At 54.1% G+C, this 17,742-nt stretch carries 16 protein-coding genes; 1 reads left to right on the forward strand and 15 read right to left on the reverse strand.

Annotation, left to right across the window (positions count from 1 at the left end):
- Positions 1–11: 11 nt before the first annotated feature.
- The 5 genes from B1H56_RS05305 to B1H56_RS05325 are packed head-to-tail and all read right to left on the reverse strand — an operon-like array spanning position 12 to position 4,958.
- On the reverse strand, positions 12–2,084 hold the full coding sequence (locus B1H56_RS05305) for a bifunctional ADP-dependent NAD(P)H-hydrate dehydratase/NAD(P)H-hydrate epimerase (RefSeq protein ID WP_066518151.1): 2,073 nt from the start codon (positions 2,082–2,084) through the stop codon (positions 12–14).
- A complete protein-coding gene (acpS, locus tag B1H56_RS05310; protein ID WP_066518149.1) occupies positions 2,081–2,446 on the reverse strand; it encodes a holo-ACP synthase in 366 nt (121 codons plus the stop codon). The genes B1H56_RS05305 and acpS overlap by 4 nt, the downstream gene beginning before the upstream one ends.
- Positions 2,443–3,366 carry a P1 family peptidase gene (locus B1H56_RS05315; RefSeq protein WP_066518147.1) on the reverse strand — a complete coding sequence of 308 codons (924 nt, stop codon included), beginning with the start codon at positions 3,364–3,366 and terminating at the stop codon, positions 2,443–2,445. Before B1H56_RS05315 ends, acpS begins: the two co-directional genes overlap by 4 nt.
- A gap of 12 nt (positions 3,367–3,378) precedes the next feature.
- Complete coding sequence (locus B1H56_RS05320; RefSeq protein ID WP_066518140.1) at positions 3,379–4,344, reverse strand: biotin--[acetyl-CoA-carboxylase] ligase; 966 nt, start codon at positions 4,342–4,344, stop codon at positions 3,379–3,381.
- On the reverse strand, positions 4,344–4,958 hold the full coding sequence (locus tag B1H56_RS05325) for a RecX family transcriptional regulator (protein ID WP_066518137.1): 615 nt from the start codon (positions 4,956–4,958) through the stop codon (positions 4,344–4,346). The genes B1H56_RS05320 and B1H56_RS05325 overlap by 1 nt, the downstream gene beginning before the upstream one ends.
- 75 nt (positions 4,959–5,033) lie before the next feature.
- On the opposite strand from B1H56_RS05325, the gene B1H56_RS05330 reads away from it, so the two are divergent.
- Positions 5,034–5,780, forward strand: coding sequence for a peptidoglycan-binding domain-containing protein (locus B1H56_RS05330; RefSeq protein WP_066518135.1), 747 nt, complete (start codon positions 5,034–5,036; stop codon positions 5,778–5,780).
- A 247-nt stretch (positions 5,781–6,027) separates the two neighbouring features.
- On the opposite strand, the gene B1H56_RS05335 is transcribed toward B1H56_RS05330, so the two are convergent.
- From B1H56_RS05335 to rffA, 10 genes are all read right to left on the reverse strand, one after another.
- Positions 6,028–7,458: an alpha-amylase gene (locus tag B1H56_RS05335; RefSeq protein ID WP_243108751.1), complete on the reverse strand. Its 1,431-nt coding sequence runs from the start codon at positions 7,456–7,458 to the stop codon at positions 6,028–6,030.
- Between the two features lie 87 nt (positions 7,459–7,545).
- A complete protein-coding gene (locus B1H56_RS05340; RefSeq protein ID WP_066518131.1) occupies positions 7,546–9,366 on the reverse strand; it encodes an ABC transporter substrate-binding protein in 1,821 nt (606 codons plus the stop codon).
- On the reverse strand, positions 9,332–9,925 hold the full coding sequence (locus tag B1H56_RS05345; protein ID WP_066518129.1) for a lytic transglycosylase domain-containing protein: 594 nt from the start codon (positions 9,923–9,925) through the stop codon (positions 9,332–9,334). The genes B1H56_RS05340 and B1H56_RS05345 overlap by 35 nt, the downstream gene beginning before the upstream one ends.
- A complete protein-coding gene (coaE, locus tag B1H56_RS05350; RefSeq protein ID WP_066518128.1) occupies positions 9,906–10,496 on the reverse strand; it encodes a dephospho-CoA kinase in 591 nt (196 codons plus the stop codon). The genes B1H56_RS05345 and coaE overlap by 20 nt, the downstream gene beginning before the upstream one ends.
- Entirely contained in the window at positions 10,493–13,006 is a 2,514-nt protein-coding gene (gene polA, locus B1H56_RS05355; RefSeq protein ID WP_066518127.1) for a DNA polymerase I, read from the reverse strand. The genes coaE and polA overlap by 4 nt, the downstream gene beginning before the upstream one ends.
- A gap of 400 nt (positions 13,007–13,406) precedes the next feature.
- The gene (locus B1H56_RS05360) at positions 13,407–14,087 is read right to left on the reverse strand and encodes an LrgB family protein (protein WP_066518124.1); all 681 of its coding nucleotides are present in this window, start codon (positions 14,085–14,087) and stop codon (positions 13,407–13,409) included.
- The gene (locus B1H56_RS05365) at positions 14,080–14,454 is read right to left on the reverse strand and encodes a CidA/LrgA family protein (protein ID WP_066518123.1); all 375 of its coding nucleotides are present in this window, start codon (positions 14,452–14,454) and stop codon (positions 14,080–14,082) included. Before B1H56_RS05365 ends, B1H56_RS05360 begins: the two co-directional genes overlap by 8 nt.
- A 153-nt stretch (positions 14,455–14,607) precedes the next feature.
- A complete protein-coding gene (locus B1H56_RS05370; RefSeq protein ID WP_066518121.1) occupies positions 14,608–15,438 on the reverse strand; it encodes an SIMPL domain-containing protein in 831 nt (276 codons plus the stop codon).
- Positions 15,439–15,444: 6 nt separating this feature from the next.
- Positions 15,445–16,599 carry an ATP-grasp domain-containing protein gene (locus tag B1H56_RS05375; protein ID WP_066518119.1) on the reverse strand — a complete coding sequence of 385 codons (1,155 nt, stop codon included), beginning with the start codon at positions 16,597–16,599 and terminating at the stop codon, positions 15,445–15,447.
- Positions 16,596–17,741 (reverse strand): dTDP-4-amino-4,6-dideoxygalactose transaminase, encoded by a 1,146-nt coding sequence (gene rffA / locus B1H56_RS05380; protein WP_066518116.1) that lies wholly within the window; start codon positions 17,739–17,741, stop codon positions 16,596–16,598. The genes B1H56_RS05375 and rffA overlap by 4 nt, the downstream gene beginning before the upstream one ends.
- Between the last annotated feature and the right edge of the window lies 1 nt (position 17,742).

Genomic DNA, 17,742 nt, shown 5'->3' on the forward strand with positions numbered 1-17,742 from the left:
TTGTCCTCCTGTCAGCCAATCTTCCGCCGTGTGGGTCCAGCCTTTGGTTCCGGCGGCAACTCGTCCTTCACTTCATCCATAACATCCTGCGGGGTAATCTCCGGCTCTATAGGCGCTTCTTCCTGTTTTTCTTTACGCCGGAATAAAGAATTTTTCTCTTTCTCCTGCGTTTTTCCAAGGAGCCTGCGCTGCGAGCGCGTCATCGGTTCCGGCTCGTCCGCATATTTTTCAAGGAAATCCATGGAAGGCTCAAGCGGCCTGCGCTCCTCCCGCGCAGGCATAGCCGTCTGTACCGGCTCTTCCACCGCTTCTTCTTCCGCAGTGGCTGAAAGCTCCGCCGTGCCTTTCGTTCCTTCTTCCTGCACCAGCCATAATTCTTCCCGGATGTGTTCTTCCTCTTCGGGTATTTCCGGTTCAGCAACCGGTTCCTGCCGCTGGGCACTGAATACGGGAGCTCCGATCTCTTCCGCGACCACTTCGGCCGTTTTCCTTGGGAGCCTGCGCGGGACGTCCGCTTCCCCACCGCTTCCATGCGCCGTATCCGCGGCAACATAGTCTACGACCATCGCATCCATTGCCTGGCCAATATGGTTGACGGTATCCATAGGCGTCATGGAATATTCGCCCTCCTGCTGCGCCGCAAGTTCCCCTGCCATTCCGGCAATATAAACGCCGGTAAGCGCGGCCTCATAAACGTCCTTCCCCTGTGCAAGCAGTCCGCCGATCACGCCGGTGAGCACATCGCCGCTGCCTCCTTTGGCCATGCCCGGTGTCCCCACGCACAAAAGCGACGCATTGCCAAACTGATCTGCAACGATCGTCGTACTCCCCTTCAGAACAAGCGTTACACCGTATTCGGCTGCAAAATCGGTCGCGGCCCTTACCGGGTTTTCGAGAATCTCTTCCACCGGCATTCCTGAAAGCCGTGAAAACTCCTTGGGATGCGGAGTGAGAATCACCTCTCCCCGCTTATCTTCCAACAAATCCAAGTGCCCCGCAAGCGCATTGATTCCATCCGCGTCTACCACCTTGGGAAGCCCGCATCCCGTAATCATGCTTCCTACGATCGCCGTTATATCTTCATTCACGCCCAGGCCCGGCCCGATCGCGACTGCCGTTTTACCCCGCGCAAGTTTTTCCAGCGACGCAACCGCATCCTTTACCAGAATCCCATTTTCACCCGCAACCTCAAAGCAGGTCGCTTCCGGGACGTTTTGCTGCAATACGCCGATCACATCGCCGCAGGATGCCGCCGTCACCAGCCCCGCGCCCGCGCGCGACGCAGCGCGTGCGCTTAGCACCGCAGCGCCCGCCATGCCATAGCTGCCCGCTATTAGAAGCAACTTTCCATAGCTTCCCTTATTGGAATCAAGCGGACGCGCTCCAAGACACATATCCGGATCATCGCTTTCGTATGCACAAACCGTGGATTGCAGCGGAATATCGCAACCGTCGTCAACGCCGATCCTGACGACCTGAAGTTCTCCCGCGCGCTCCCGGCCCGGATACAGAAAATGACCAATTTTCGGATACTGGAAGGTGACCGTGATATCCGCGCACACCGCCGTTCCCAGGACGGCTCCCGTCTCCGCGCTGATGCCGGATGGGATATCCACACTTACCACAAGCGCATCCCTGTCATTCAAAAACTCCACCGCATCGCGGTAGATTCCGTCCACAGGGCGCGAAAGCCCCGTTCCGAAAATTGCGTCCACATAAACCTCCGCTTCCGGGAGTTCCTCAAATTCCTCTTTATTAGTAACAACCGTATAATATTCACGGTTTTCCTTAAAAAACTCAAAATTCTCCGCTGCGTCTCCCTGCAGCGAGGACGGGCTGCCCATCAGCACAACCTTCGCGTCGTAACCGTTCGCCAGCAGGATACGCGCGGCTGCAAAGCCATCTCCCCCGTTGTTCCCGGTGCCGCAAAAAACCTGCACGGTACACGGCTGCGTTTCTTCGCGTACTGCTTCATATACACCGCGCGCGGCGTTTTCCATGAGCAGAAGCCCCGGTATTTTCATCCGGTCTATCATATAGCGGTCTACCGCCCCCATTTGTTTCGGCGTTAGCACTGTTCTCATTTTGCCTGTCCCTCCTCTTCAAGTATGGCGACTGCGCTGGCCGTTTCTTCCGTATGCGTTATACTGATATGCAGGGACGCTTCCATCTTGAGCGATCCATGCAGCACGGCATACGGCGCACCGTTCGTCTTATGTAAAATTTCGATATCCGTAAGCTTTGCATCTATGATTCCGAGCGATAACGCCTTAAGCACCGCTTCCTTGGCGCAGAACATGCCCGCCGCGCTTTGGGCCGCAAGTTTTTTCCCGTTCAGGTAGCGCCTTTCGTTTTCGGTAAACACCCGATTCAAAAAAGCCTCCCGCTTCACCGCATTTTCCATGCGCGCAATGCGGAGGCTGTCGATTCCTACGCCGATAATCATACCGTTTCCTCCACAGCGAGGACGCTGTTCACAACCGCGCGCCTCGTTGCCTCAATCGCCGCAGTAATCAGCACGTTCATATCCGCAGTCCTGCTGCCATAGGAAAGCGAAAACATCGTATCCCCATCCACCATAGTATGGATCGGATCGATTGCCTTTGCAAGGCCGTCATGCGCAACCTGAGCAAGCTTGGCCGCCTCGTCTTTGGTCAGCTTCGCATTCGTCGCAACGACACCGATCGTGGTATTGCGTCCTTTCATAAATTCCGTTTCCACCTTATTCTCAAGCATATATTTCGCCGTATTGATGTGCGTCCCGTTTTTTTGCGCTCCTGCAAGCACACGGCCGTTTTCAATAACATCGCCAAAGGCATTTACCCCCACAAGCGCCGCGACGGTCACTCCGCCCGGAAGCTGCAGGCTGGCGGTACCTACGCCGCTTTTCTGTGCGTGTTTCATGCCGAGCACCTTGCCTACCGTCGCTCCCATCCCGACACCGACGCTGCCTTGCGGCACTCTGATGCATGCGTTGATACAGGCCGCATAACCCATGCCCGCATTGGGCCGAATATCGCTCCGGCCGTAGCCGAGATCGTAAATGACGGCTGCCGGAACAATCGGCACAACCGCGTCTTCCGTCCGCACACCCATGCCCTGCTGTTCACAATAGATCATCACGCCGTCCGCTGCGGCAAGGCCAAAGGCGCTGCCTCCCGCAAGCAGTACAGCATAACATTCCTGTACAGCCTTTCCCTGAGACATAAACGCGGTTTCGCGCGTGCCCGGTGCGCTTCCGCGCACATCCACGCCGCATACCGCCCCATTGGGCGCAAGGACCACGGTGATCCCCGTGCGTCCCGCGGTATCCTGCGCATGGCCGGCCAGAAGGCCCTGAATGTCTGTAATACTTCCGCTGTACATAAAAATTCTCCGTCAGATATATTGTTCCATGCCGCGAACGGAAACCTCGCCCGCCATAAAGGACTGGGTTTCTCCGTCAATATCAAGGAGCAGCTCTCCCTGCTTTGAAAAGCCTCTGCACACTCCGGTAACGGTTTCATTTCCGCTCAACACTTTAATTTCTTTTCCTATTATAACACTATTTGCACAATATTCATCAAAAATCGTGTCGATTCCGCCCGAAATATACCGTTCGCAGTAGGCAAGTACATCGTCTGCCATAGCGGCGGCAAGCCTTACCCGGTCCTGCTCTTCTCCCGTGGCTATGCGAACGGAGACCGCTTTTTCAGCGACCTCTCCCGGAAATTCCTGTTGGTTGACGTTAAGGCCCATGCCGCATACGATATATTCCACACGGTCCATATCCGAAGACATTTCCGTCAAAATCCCGCACAGCTTTTTCCCGCCGTATACGACATCGTTCGGCCACTTGATTTTTGCATCGATACCGCAGACCCGCCGGACCGCGCTGGTCACGCCAAGCGCGGCGGCAAAGGTGACTGCCGGCGCTTTGGGCGGTTCAAAGTCCGGGCGCAGGAGCATGCTCATCTGGACTGCGTCCCCCGGGCAGGAAACCCATCCCCGGTTGAGCCTGCCTTTTCCCCGTGTCTGGAGCTCCGCAATATAAATCCTTCCGTGCGGCGCGCCCTCCCTCGCCATACGTTTTGCGTATTCGTTGGTGGAATCCACTTCGCGGAGCCAGACGATATCGGAGGCCCGGCGCGCATAAAACCCGATATACTCCGGTTTCAGCAAATCGGGAAGCGCCGCAAGACGGTAGCCCCGTTTGGTATGCGCCTCGATTTTTCCGCCTTCCTCCTTGAGCGCCTTAATATGTTTCCACACGGCGGCACGCGAAATCCCCAAGGTTCCGCTGATCTGTTCCCCCGAAAGGAAATCATCCGCAGTAAACAACAATTTTAAAATTTCCTTCCTCATTATTGCTCCTCATACCTTTGAAGCGCATGTTTGACCTCTTCATATTCAAATCCTTTGGCCATCAGCGCACGTATCATCTTCTGTTTTGCTTTTCCCGGATCTTCATTACGGTATTTCTGTTTCAGCCGGGCAACGTATCCGTCAACCACCGACTCCTCTTGGCCGATGTCCTCCGCAGCTTCCTCAGCGATCCTGCGCGGAACGCCTTTTTGCATAAGTTTTTGTACCGCAATACGCCGGCCGTATTTTTGCAGAAGCTCCTGTGCGTACAAATCCGCAAATTCACGGTCGTTGAGGTATCCGATTTCCTTGAGTCGTTCTACCGCGTTTTCGATGCAATCCCCGGGCACCTCTTTTTCGCGCAGCTTATCGCGCAGTTCTTTTTCCGTCCTCATCCGATAGGAAAGAAATTTCATCGCACAGGCCAGCGCATATTTTTCGCCGTCTTCGCGCAGGATGCGCTCACGTTCCTCCACAGAGATATCCGCACCTATTTTAAGATGATTGGCAAGGGCCGTATCAATATAGGCGGCAAACGCAAACTCTCCGTCCATATAGACGTTTATACGGTCTTTGTTGCGCTTGCCCTTTTGCAGGTCCGTAATTTTTCCCATAAATTTATTATACTGGAAAGCCCCGCAATTTGGAACAGGTTTGCATTTTTTCCTATTTTTTTGTAGAATAACGGTATGAAAAAATGGATTAGTATTTTACTTCTTGTTTGCCTTGTAATGACTCTTCCGGTGATTGCGGCAGCAGAAGAAGATTCGGCAATCAAACAACACGCAACGGGCGACGAGGTAGCGCTGATACAAATGCGGCTGCGCGAGCTTGGGTATCTCAATTACCGTCCCACCGGGAAATTCAGCGACATGACGGTGGAGGCTGTTAAAAAATTCCAGGCGCAAAGCGGCATTTCCCCGGATGGCCAGGTAGGCGACGCCACATATGCGGCCTTGTTTTCGGACGACGCAAAGCGCGCACCGATCAATCCTTCCGTAAAGAAGGTGGCCGGGCCCGCATATTCGGGCGCGGTGCAGACGAAGGGCGAGCTTCTCTCCTGGGAAAAAATCGATCCGTTGATTCCCACAGGGGCGCAGTTTTCCGTTCAGGATTTCAATACCGGCAAAACCTTCCAGCTGATTCGCACGGGTGGGGTCAATTGCGCTTATGTAGCGGCGGCTTCTTCTGCGGATTACGATACTTACCGTTCCATATTCGGCGGCGGCGATACATGGGAGCACCGTTCCGTACTTGTCAGCATGGACGGGCATACCTATGCGGCCTCCCTGTTCGGCATGCCGACCGGCGGCGACGACCTATACGGAAGCGGAATGCGCGGGCATACGTTCCTTTACTTCAACAACAGCAAAACCGATGTTTCCGGGCTGCCGGACGAGGAGCATATCCAAGCTGTTGTCCGCGCGGGCCAATGATCCTCTATGAACCAGCAAAGAGCGGTGTAGCAACCGTTCTTTTTCTTTCCGTAAGCGTCCGTTACCCCGACGCGCTCCATTTTGAGGATGGCCGATATTAAATTTTTATTCCATCCGGGGTTTCCGGCAGCCCTCAAGCCGTCCAAAAGAAAATCCCGGCCAAAAGCCTGCGGAGGACATCCTTCCTTCACGCTGTAAAACCCGCATCAAAAAGGCTGCCTGAGGCAGCCTTTTTGATTTCCCGCTATTACCGTAATACCGGCGCCCAGACCGATACGCTGCCGTCTCCCGCCGAAAAAACGGCGTTTCCGTCCGCTCCGGCCATAACGATTCCGCTCCGGTTGCCGAGCACATCATAAAACGCCCTGCCCGCGAGCCTTTCTCCTACATACATGGTCTTTGAACCGCCGACTTCATTGCTCATGACCACGGCAAGCCCCGAACCCGGCTGGGCTTCATCTCCCTCCCGCGTCCATCCGACAAGATGCGGATCGTCAAAATAATCATGCTGTTTTCCGTAGGAAAGCAGTTCCCGCGCCTTTATCATCGGACGAAGCCATTGCCGCTTAGGCATGATGCTGTGTGTCGGAATGCCATAATAGTCTCCATAAAACACGCAGGGATACCCATCCCCGCGCAACAGGATCAACGCATAAGCCAGCGGCTTGAACCAGTCCTGTACCCAGGATTCGAGGGACTGTCCCGGCTGCGTATCGTGGTTATCTACGAACGGCACCGCAAGCAGCGGATTTTCCCGCACAAGCGTGCGGTCGAAAATCGTCCGCATATCGAACGCTCCACCTGCGTTCGCCGCATCCCTGAAGCGAAAATGCAGGGGAACGTCAAACAGGGAAAGCGTTCCTCCCGTAATATCAATATAATTGGAAAGCTTGGCAACATCGCCGTTCCAGTACTCCCCTACCGCAAACAATTCTCTCTCCGCTTCTTTGCGAAGCTCTGCGAGCCAATGGCTGTAAAAGGTGAACCGCATATGCTTTACCGCATCGATGCGAAAGCCGTCCAAGGGAACTTCATGGAGATACCATTTTCCCCACTCTGTAAGTTCCCGGACGACCTCTTCATTGCTCAGATCGATGCTTGCGCCCATCAAATATTCAAAATTCCCGAATTCCTTATCGACTTCATCCTGCCATTTCTTTCCACGAAACTGGAAAATCGCGGAACGTCCCGTTTTTTCATCCCGGTCGATTGCCGCAAAATGACCGCTGTTCCATCTAAAATTGGAATAGACCCCGTTCCTTCCCGGGAAATCAAATTTCGTCCATGCGGAGATTGTTTCTTCCCCGTCGATCTGTTCATACCGGTTTTCCCGGGCGAATTCACATGCAAGGACCTCCTCCAGCCCGTCGGCGCCCATTTTATGGTCAAGAACGATATCGGCGTAGACCTGAAGTCCCGCCGCGTGAAGCGCGTCTACAGCGCGCAGATATTCTTCTTTAGTACCGTATTTTGTAGCAACGGACCCTTTTTGGCCGAACTCGCCAAGGTCGTACAGGTCGTAGACGGCATAACCGACATCGTCCGCACCGCCGCTGCCCTTGTAGGCGGGCGGAAGCCACACCGCCGTGATTCCGTCTCCCGCAAGTTCGCCGGCTTTTTCGGCCGCCTGTTTCCACAGGATCCCGCTGGGAAGCTCCCACTCAAAATACTGCATCATGGTTCCGTTTTTTCCGGTGTTCATATAAAATCCCTTTCATACAAATTCCACCCGTCTATCTATTTGATAAACAAAAACGGCATACGGCTAACTTTTCTTATAGTACCATTCGTTCACCTGCGCAAACACCTCGCCCTGGCGCGGGCTGCCGACGCCCGTCAGAAGTTCGCTGCACACAATGGAATTCATGCGGTAATAAAGGCCGATCTGCGGTACCCGCTCCGTAAGCAATCTTTGCAGCTCGCTGTAATTGGTTTTGATGGCTTCTTCTGTGAACGCGTTGCGCGCCGCGTCAATCGCGGCTGTAATCTCTGCGTTGTCTACCCCGCCGTAATTGGCGGAACCGCCCGGATTGAACAAGAAGCTGATATCCGGGTCTTCATCCAGATAAAAGCTGCACAGGGCGAGTTCAAAGTTTTTGGCCTGCAGACGGTCGTAATACTCCTGCTGGTTCAGCTCTTCTACCGTAATTTCGATACCCACCCCTTCCAGCTGCTTCTTGATCGCCTTCGCGGCTTCTATCCGGTAAGACATTTCCCTGTCGTCCGGCACGATAATCGTGAACCGGAGGGCGTTACCCGTCCCGTCCATACTGCTCCGGTAACCCGCGCTTTCGAGGAGGGCACGCGCTGTTTTAAGGTCTTCATCCTGATTATACTTGGAATCATACGCATAAAAATCAGGGGAAATGGGCATATTCGCAGGCACCCCGTGCCCCATAAGCACAGTCGAGATAAGTTCGCGCCGGTCGATCGCGTAAGAGATCGCCTGTCTTACCTCCGTAATCCCAAGCGTCGAGTTGCCAAGGTTGGGAAGCAGACAATCGTAATAGTTGGTCATATAGTCGATTACCTGCGTCTTCCCCGCAATTTTGTATTTCCCTGCGTATAGAACATCTGTGGTAATAAAGTCGAGGATGCTGGTCGATACCGCTTCCAGTTTCGCCGTGCTGCCCGTCATCGGACGCGCTACGATTGTCGGGATATTGGGCTGTCCGTTCCACCATGCTCCATTCGCCGTAAGCACCATTTCGGTGCTTGCATCGAAAGATTCGATCCTGTAGGGACCCGTCCCGACCGTTTGTCCGCCGGCGTGCAGAGCCTCGTTCATGACAGGGAACGACATAAAGTAAAGGGCTTCAACGCCCGGCTTGGTCATAGTAAGCTTTACCGTCGCACTGTCCACCACTTCGATACTCTCCACCAGCGAATTATACTGCGCATAGCGGTTGGTTTGCGGGATTTCAATGGTTGGCGACTCCGTCGAACCGGCCCCGGGGTCAGACGATTCCGTTTGGCTGGTCTCAGCAGAAGAAGACGCCTCCGTGGAAGAATCCGCGCCCGGCGTTCCTTCCGGGTTGTCCGGGTCCTGTGTTCCCTCCTGGGCATTCGGATCCTGCGTCCCTTCCGGGTTCGGCTCTACAGGCACGGGAGCGTCGAACTGCGCGCCCGTCAATGCGCCGACCTGTTTTGCACTGTATACGATATCTTCGGCCGTAAGCGGCGTGCTTCCGTCCGCGAAAAAAACATCCTGCCGCACCTTAAAGGTATATACCCGGCCGCTTTCATCTGCTTCCCACGATTCGATCAGACATGGTTCCGGCTGTCCGTTTGCATTAACCCGCACTGCGGGCTCATAAATCGAGGTAAGCAGGTTCACGAGGTCTTCGTCTGCCGCTGTCAGGGGATCAAGCGAGCCGGTATCCGCAGGCATCGCAATAAAAAGATCGCCGCCCGCCTGTTTTTCCGTCGCCGCGGACGCGGAAGAAGACGCGGATGCCGGCGCTTCCGCGCTGTCCTGCGGTCCGCCAAGCAAGTTTCCGCAGGCGCACAACGCAAGCGTCGCGCAAGCGAGCAGAAGTGCGGCAAGTTTTTTACCCCAACTCGTACAATTCCTTGTATTTTTCATATGCTTTCGTCACCTTTTTGACATAATTGTCCGTTTCTCCATAGGGGATGTTCGTCAGATTCGTTCCATCCGAATACTGCGGGTCCGCAAGCCATTCCTTCACTTTGTTGTGGCCCGCGTTATACGCCGCCATCATCACCGGCAGCGTATCAAAGCGCTCCTGCAAAAACTGAAGGTACCAGCAGCCCATCTCGATATTTGTTTCCGGGTCCAAAAGATTATCGCTGGAAAAATTTTCCAGTCCAAGCTTCCCGGCGATCCATTCGCCCGTTTCAGGCATAATCTGCATCAAGCCTATCGCGCCCGCGCCCGATACCGCTTCCGGATCGAAGCCGCTTTCCGTATGGATAATCGCGGCAACAAAATAGGGGTCAAGCCCATACTGGCCGGCATATTGTTCAATTAAACCGGCATATTCCAATTTATACTGCTGCCGTTCGATTTGCGGCATCAGCACAAAGATACAGGTCAATACTAAAGCAACCGCCACAACAATGCAGATAACTGCGACGACTGTTCTGTTTGCGCCCCTTGGGCGCCTAGTTCCCACTCTTCCCATAAAAATATTCCCCGATCTGCTTTCTCAGTTGTTCGAGCGTTCCGTCGTTAGTCAGCACGACATCCGCGCGGGCCAGTAATTCCTCTTCCCCGGCCTGGCTTTTCAGCCGGTTTTCCGCATGTATTTCATCGATACCGTCCCGGCTGCGGATACGCGCGAGCTTTTGCCCTTTCCCCGCGCGCACAAGCCAGATTTCATCGGTGTCGCGGTCAAGCCCGGTATCGACCAGCAGGGCGCAATCGATTACCACGGTGTCTTTTGCAGATTCCTTTTTACGCCGCCGCACCTCTTTTAGAACAAGCGGATGCAGGAGGCTATTCAGGCGGACAAGCTCTGCGGGATCGGCAAATACGTACGCTCCCAGCTTCTGCCTGTCAAGGGTTCCGTCCCCACGGAAAAACTCCGGTCCGAAAGCTTTTCTTACCGCAAGATAGCCCGCCTGCCCGGGCTTGCAAAGGTCGCGCGATATTTGGTCCGCGTCGATCACCTCCGCTCCAAGCTCCGCCAGATATTCGGCAACCGTGCTTTTCCCCGCACCGCTGTTTCCCGTAAGGCCTATGGTACGTTTCATTTTGCTTCCGCCCACGTTCTGCCCTGCGCCACATTTACGCGAAGGGGCACGTCCAGTTCCATTGCGTTTTCCATACAATCCCGAAGCAGTTCCGTTACGGCTCCTGCTTCATCATCCTTTGCATAGAGGATCAGTTCGTCGTGCACCTGCAACACAAGCTTGGATTCATATCCTTGCTTCTCCAAAGCCTTCTCCACCCTGTTCATAGCAATCTTGATGATATCCGCGGCGCTGCCCTGTATGGGCGTATTGAGCGCCGCCCGCTCTCCGAATGAACGAATGTTATAATTTCCCGAGGAAAGCTCCGGGATATACCGGATACGCCCGCACAGCGTCCGTACGAAGCCGTCTTCATGCGCCTGGGCAATGATCTCGTCCATATACTTGCGCACTCCGCTGAATTCCTCGAAATACCGCGCGATATAGTCCGCCGCCTGTTTGCGCGTAATGCCAAGGTTTCGCGCAAGGCCGAAATCGCTGATGCCGTATACGATTCCAAAATTGACCGCCTTGGCGCTCGCCCGCTCTGCCGGGGTAACCGCTCCGATATCCTTTCCAAGAACCTCCGCCGCCGTCCGCGCGTGGATATCCTGCCCTTTCATAAACGCATCCTTCAGATGCTTGTCATCCGCAATCGCCGCGAGAATGCGCAGTTCGATCTGGGAATAGTCCGCCGACACGATCCTGTAACCGTCCGGCGCCACAAACGCGCTGCGAATATCGTTGGCCATAGCGGATTTAACCGGTATATTCTGCAAATTTGGTTCCGCGCTTGACAGCCGTCCCGTCGCGGTTGCCGTCTGCAAAAAGGTCGTATGGATGACCCCGTTCCTAATCATGCCGGTCAAGCCGTCTATATAGGTGCCCTTAAGCTTGGTGAGCGCCCTGTATTCCACGATATAGGGAATGACCGGGTGTTTGCCTTCCAGTTTCTCCAGCACTTCGATATCCGTCGAATAGCCTGTTTTCGTCTTCTTTACAACGGGCAGCCTCAATTTCTCAAACAAAACCTCTGCAAGCTGCTTGGTAGAGCTGATATTAAACTCCTGCCCCGCGAGTTCAAAAATTTTCGCCGTGAGGCCGCTGATTTCCTTATCATATTTTTCGCCGAGCCGCGCAAGTTCCTCCCCGCTCACGCGGAAGCCCTCTTCCTCCATAGCATAAAGCACGCGAAGGAGCGGTTCTTCGATTTCATACATGACATTTTCAAGCTCCATGCGTTCGATCTCGTCCCGCTGGCGCTCCGAAAGCTCGAACAGCCCGGCGGCATTTTCTTCAAGCTCCGCCCGCTTCATAACACTGGCAAGATCGTATTTGGGATAAGAAGGACTCAATACCCATGCGCCGAGCATCGTATCGTAAAAATCATGGAACAAAGCGCCCCATTCATGCATCAGGCTTTTTACATCGTGCGCGATCACTTTTTTGTCCGCTAAAAAAGGTTTCAGCGCGCGCAGCACATCATTCAAATCGTATCCTTCATCCAGCAGGGTCTGCTTTAGCGGGATCACATACTCCGTCTCTCCATCGACCGCAAGGCGCACGCCGTCCTTTACAAGGAAGGCGAATTCACAGGCATCATCCAAAATCGTTAATTCCTGCGGGGAAATGGTTTCCGTCTTTACCGTTTTTATCTTTTCGCTTCCGAGGTCAAACCGCTTCAGGAAGGAAGTAAACCGATATTGTTCGCTCACCGAGCGCAGGCCGTCTCCCTCAAAACCGGTGAAACGGAAATCATCCAGCTTCTTTTCAAGGGGCATATCTGTCTCGATCGTTGCGAGATCTTTTGACATGAACGCCGAATCTTTTCCCCCCACAAGCTTTTCATACAGCTTGTTTTTAGGAAGCCGGTCCAGATTTTCATAAAGCGTTTCGATGGTGGGATATTCGTGCAGCAGCTTAAGCGCGGTCTTTTCCCCAATGCCTGCAATCCCGGGAATATTATCCGAAGCGTCGCCCATCAGCGCCTTAAGGTCCGGTATTTGCGCGGGAGCAAGGCCCATTTCCTCCAGCAGCACGTCTTTTGTCATCAGTTTTGTCTCGGTAACGCCTTTTTTGGTCAGCACCACGCTGATATGGTCGTCGATCAATTGAAGCTGGTCCCTGTCCGCCGTAAAAATATAGGAAGGCATATTCCTGCCTTCCGCCTGCACGGACAGCGCACCGATGATGTCGTCCGCCTCGTAACCCGCCTGGTCTACCCAACTTACGCCGACACGCCCAAGCGCATCCTGGAGCATGGGTATCTGCGCAAGCAGCTCATCCGGCGTTTTACGTCTTCCCGCCTTGTATTCCTCATATTTTTTATGCCGGAAGGTCTTCTCGCTCCGGTCAAAGGCCACCGCAATATAGGTCGGGTGATATTCTTCCACCACGCGGAAAAGCATTGTAAAAAAACCGTACATCGCGTTTGTCGGCCTTCCTTCTTTATCCTGCATCGTTGTGGGCAGCGCCCAGTAAGCCCTGAAGACAAGGCTGTTTCCATCAATCGCAAGCAACGTATCCGCCATAAAAGTCCTCCTTACGGCAAGTTGACTGAACGCCGCGCCCGGCGCACCGGGAAAACAGCAGCTTTCGGCCAGTTTCTTATTCTCTTTCGGGCCTGCTGCACGGAAATCCTCTGCATGGGCGCAGAAACGGACCCATACGCCTTACCGGCGTCCATGTATATACTGTACAGCAGTTTTTCACGAACAGCTGGCACACAGCCATTTGGCAAGCTGCAATAAAACGCCGCATTGCGGCGCTAATATTCTACCATGTCCGGGGCTTAAAATCAAACCGCACAGGCCTCTTTGCGCCATAATATGCGCCATGATCCTGTTAAAACTTTCTGAACTTTTCCCACAGATCCGGCCTGATAAAAACGCCGCCTCTCCCACAGGATGGAAAAGACGGCCAAAAAGCAAGTTACGCGACCAGCATTGCAAAAAGGACTGTCAGTATTCCCGAGACGCCGATGGCAATGCCGCTCATCGCGCCCTCAACTTCCCCGATTTCAAGCGCTTTTGCGGTCCCGAGCGCATGACTGCACGTGCCTATGGCAACGCCGGCTGCAATCGGATTATTCACGCGGAACAGCCTGATAAACGCCGGTGCGAGAATCGCCCCTGTGATTCCCGTCACAACGACCGCCGCGACCGTAATGGAGGGTTCCCCGCCAAGCTGGAGGGACACATCCATCGCAATCGGCGTTGTCACCGATTTCGGGATAAGGGAGTATGTAAGCACTTCGTCAAGCCGGAAGAGCCTGCACAGGCCGTATACACTGCCCATGGATACAAGCGAACCGACCGCGCTTCCTATAATAATGGGAAGAAAATTCCGTTTCAGCAGCCAGACCTGCCGGTAGATAGACAAGGCGAGCGCCGCAGTCGCCGGAATCAGAAAAAACGCGATGAAATCCCCGCCCTTATTGAACTCCTCGAGCGGGATATGAAAAATAAGCAATATCGCAATAACCAGCGCAATGGCGATCAGCAGCGGATTCGCGACCGGTGATTTTGTTTTGCGGTTGATCCACAGGCCCACGGCATAAGTCCCAATGCATAACACGACGCCAAAGAAAGGAGAGCTTATGAGTTCATTCATACCGTTTTCCCTCCCGCATTTTTTTCTGTACTGCCATCACCGCCTTGACCGTATAGGCCGTCGCAAGAAAGGTGATGACCGTCGTCATAAAGCAAATGAGCAAAAAAGGCAGCAGGTAATTTTTCAAAAGGCCGAACTGCTCCATGATCGCCACGCCGGCAGGGATAAAGAAAAACGCCATGTTTTTCAAAAGAAAATCACCAAACCGTTCGATATGGCGGGGTTTGATGCACTTTGCCAGCAATAAGGCAAACAATAAAATCATGCTGACAACACTTGTCGGGATCGCAACCGGAATCGCCTCCGAGATCAGTTCGCCCGCGAAGCAGACCGCGAGCACAATGCCTACCTGAAATAAACTTTTCACTGGCTTCCTCCCATGGAGCTAAAATAATCCCTATGGCATTATAGCCCTCTTTTGCCCGGCAAACAACCTTTTTTGTTATATTCCGAAGACATTTCTCCAAAAGCGGAGGGCAAAAAAATATCCCGCGCTTGTATGCGGGATATTTCGTCCTCGTTATTCGATAATATAGGTCCCCGTGACCGTCGCGGAAACTTCAATTTCCTGCGGACTGATTGGTGTTGCCGCCCCCTTCGCCGCACCTGTATCCATCGCGGCGGATTCCGCCGCCAGGTAAGGCTCGGCGCTGTATCCCGCGCTGCCTTCCGTGATCGACTGCGGACGGACGATCGCATAGCCGCCCGCCTGCGCTACGGCCTCCGCTTTGCTGCCTACGGTCTCCATCGCCCGGGCAAGCGCTTCCATATAAACGGAATCCCTATCCGCGAGGTCAAAGGACAGCGAATAAGATGAGTTCGCACCGGCCGCGACCGCGGCGTCGATCACTGTGCCTACAGTGTCGATATCGCGTATTGTAACGCGGTAAGTGTTCTCCACCACCGTTTGCTGCGGATTTTCATAGTCCTCATACACATTCAGGCTTTGCGTTTCAAGGTCGTCCTCGGCGACTCCCTGGGTTTTAACCGCGTCCAGGAAGGATTGCGTGATATACGCATTTTCCTCCTGCGCCTCCTTCGCCGTAGCGCCGGCCGTACGAACGCCGATACTGACATATGCAATATCCGGCATCTTTTTTACGGATTCCGTCGCACTGACGGTAAGCGTGCTGCCGCCCGCCGATGCTGAGGGAGATGCGGCCGAAGCCGCTGTGTCCACCGCAGGGGACTCGCTGGCAATATCGGGCGATTCTGTAGCCGCGGGCGCGGCGCTTTGCGTTACTGCGGGAGCAGGCTCCGCAGCCGGACCGCCTGCGCCGCTGTCGCAGCCTGCCAGAACGAGTGCGCACGTTAAAACCGCAAGAACGGCCAATATCCAGTGCTTTTTCATTGTCTTTTAACCTTCCTTTCCTGTGAAGCGCATGATCTGCTCTATTTCTTTTTTCGATCCGGCCATGATATAAAACCCCGCACGGGTCGAACTGTCTTCCGCCCGGGAGAGGTTTTCCCGTTTTAACGGACTCTCTTCAATGATACACCCGGGGCGGCGTTCTTTAACAGCTTTTAGCAGTTCCACATCCTCCGGCGAGAACAGGAAACGAATCGCCGCCGCTTCATAATGCGGCTCCGCCGCCAGCCGGATCGGTCTTCCCGCCGCAGCGTCTATCACCATGCCAAGAAAATCATATCCCGCAGAAAGCGGGACCAAGTGGGAGCCAATACAATCGCCGCCCATACGCGCCCCGATCTCAATGATATGCGGGACACCGTTCCCGGATAACCGAAACTCCGTATGCGACGCGCCCGTTGTGATGCAGAGCGCATCGAGCGCCTGAAACACCGTTTTCCGTATGTCTTCCTGCCATTCCGGTAAAATATCCGCCGGAACAGTATGTCCCGTCTCGATAAAATGCGGAGCCCCTGTCGTTTCCTTTTGGGTAAAAGCCAGCAGATGGTGTTCGCCTTCCTGTGAAATACATTCGCAGCTGTATTCCGGCCCGGTAATCAAATCCTCCGCAATCGCTTTCTTTTCAAATGAATATCCGATCGCCGCCCGTGCCGCCTCTTCCGCCTCGCTTTGGGTATGGACTTTCGCGATCCCCCGGCTTCCCGACCTGTCCGTCGGTTTAATAATAAAGGGAAAGGCCAGGTTTTCAAGGCCGAGTGCACTTTCCGGCGTTTCCAGCAGCACAAATTCCGGCGTTTCCAGCCCTGCTTCCTTCAGTGCCTTCCGCATTCGGTATTTGTTTGTGGAGCATTCGGTGCATCTTTCGTCGTTGCATGGCAGGCCGAGCGCCCTGGCAACGTAATTCACCGTATGCGTTGCCAGATCGGAGGCGATGGTCACGACGGCCTCCGGCCCGATCTGCCTGCACGTCTCAAGCACAGCTTCTTTATCCACAATACTGATCGGATAAAAAAAATCTGCGGTGCGTTCTCCAATATCCCCGTTTTTCCACGCGAATACATGCGTTTCGTATCCCATCTCCTTCGCGCGCAGAATCAGCGGATTTTGAAATTCGCCCGCTCCGATAACTGCGATTTTCTTCATACGCGGACCTCCCGGTTCAGGTAAAACTCGCGTATCATAGAAACGACATAATCCACATCGTCTTCCTGCAGTTCATAATACATCGGAAGCCGCAGAAGCCGTTCGCTTTCACGGGTAGTATACTTATCTTCCCCGGCAAACACGCCGAACCGTTTCCCTGCCGGTGCATTGTGCAGCGGGATATAATGGAAAGCCGTCTCGATATACCTGCTTTTAAGGAATGAAATGAGCTCCGTCCGCTCCTCCAGGTCCTTCGCCTTGATATAAAACATATGGGCATTATGCGCACACCCTTCCGGGATCGCGGGCAGTTCGATAAAGCCTTCTTCCGCAAGCGGCAGCAAGCCGTTATAATAACGCTCCCAGCTTTTCATGCGGTCAAGGAGGATCACGTCCGCGATCTCGAACTGGCCGAGGAGAAAAGCGGCGTTAATGTCGCTCGGCAGATAGGACGAGCCGCAGTCCATCCACGTATATTTATCGACCTGTCCGCGAAAAAATTTACTGCGGTTCGTTCCCTTTTCACGGATAATTTCCGCGCGCTCCGTATACCGCGACCCGTGGCAGAGAAGCGCGCCTCCCTCGCCCATGCTGTAGTTTTTTGTTTCATGGAAGCTGAAGCAGCCGAAGTCGCCCAGTGTCCCAAGCGCTTTCCCATAGTAAGCGGATTTCACGCCCTGCGCCGCATCTTCCACGACCTTGAGATTATGCCGCCCGGCAATGTCCATAATCGTATCCATTTCGCACGCCACGCCCGCATAGTGCACGGGTACGACGGCCTTTGTCTTTTCTGTAACCGCCTGTTCGATCAGGGTCTCATCGATGTTCATGGTGTCCGGCCTGATGTCTACAAATACAACTTTCGCCCCGTGCAGCACGAATGCGTTGGCGGTAGAAACGAAGGTATAGGCCGGCATAATCACCTCGTCGCCCGGCTCAATCGCACACAGCATGGCCGCCATTTCAAGCGCGTGCGTGCATGATGTCGTCAGGAACGCGTTGGATATCTCACAGTTGAGCTTGATCCATTGACTGCACCGCTGGGTGAATTCTCCGTCCCCGCAGGTATGCCGCCGGAACACGGCTTCCTTGATATATCTGAAACTGTTGGGTCCGCAGGGCGGAACGTTAAAACTAATCATC

The sequence above is a fragment of the Christensenella minuta genome, from assembly GCF_003628755.1.
In the GTDB taxonomy this organism is placed as follows: Bacteria; Bacillota; Clostridia; order Christensenellales; family Christensenellaceae; genus Christensenella; species Christensenella minuta.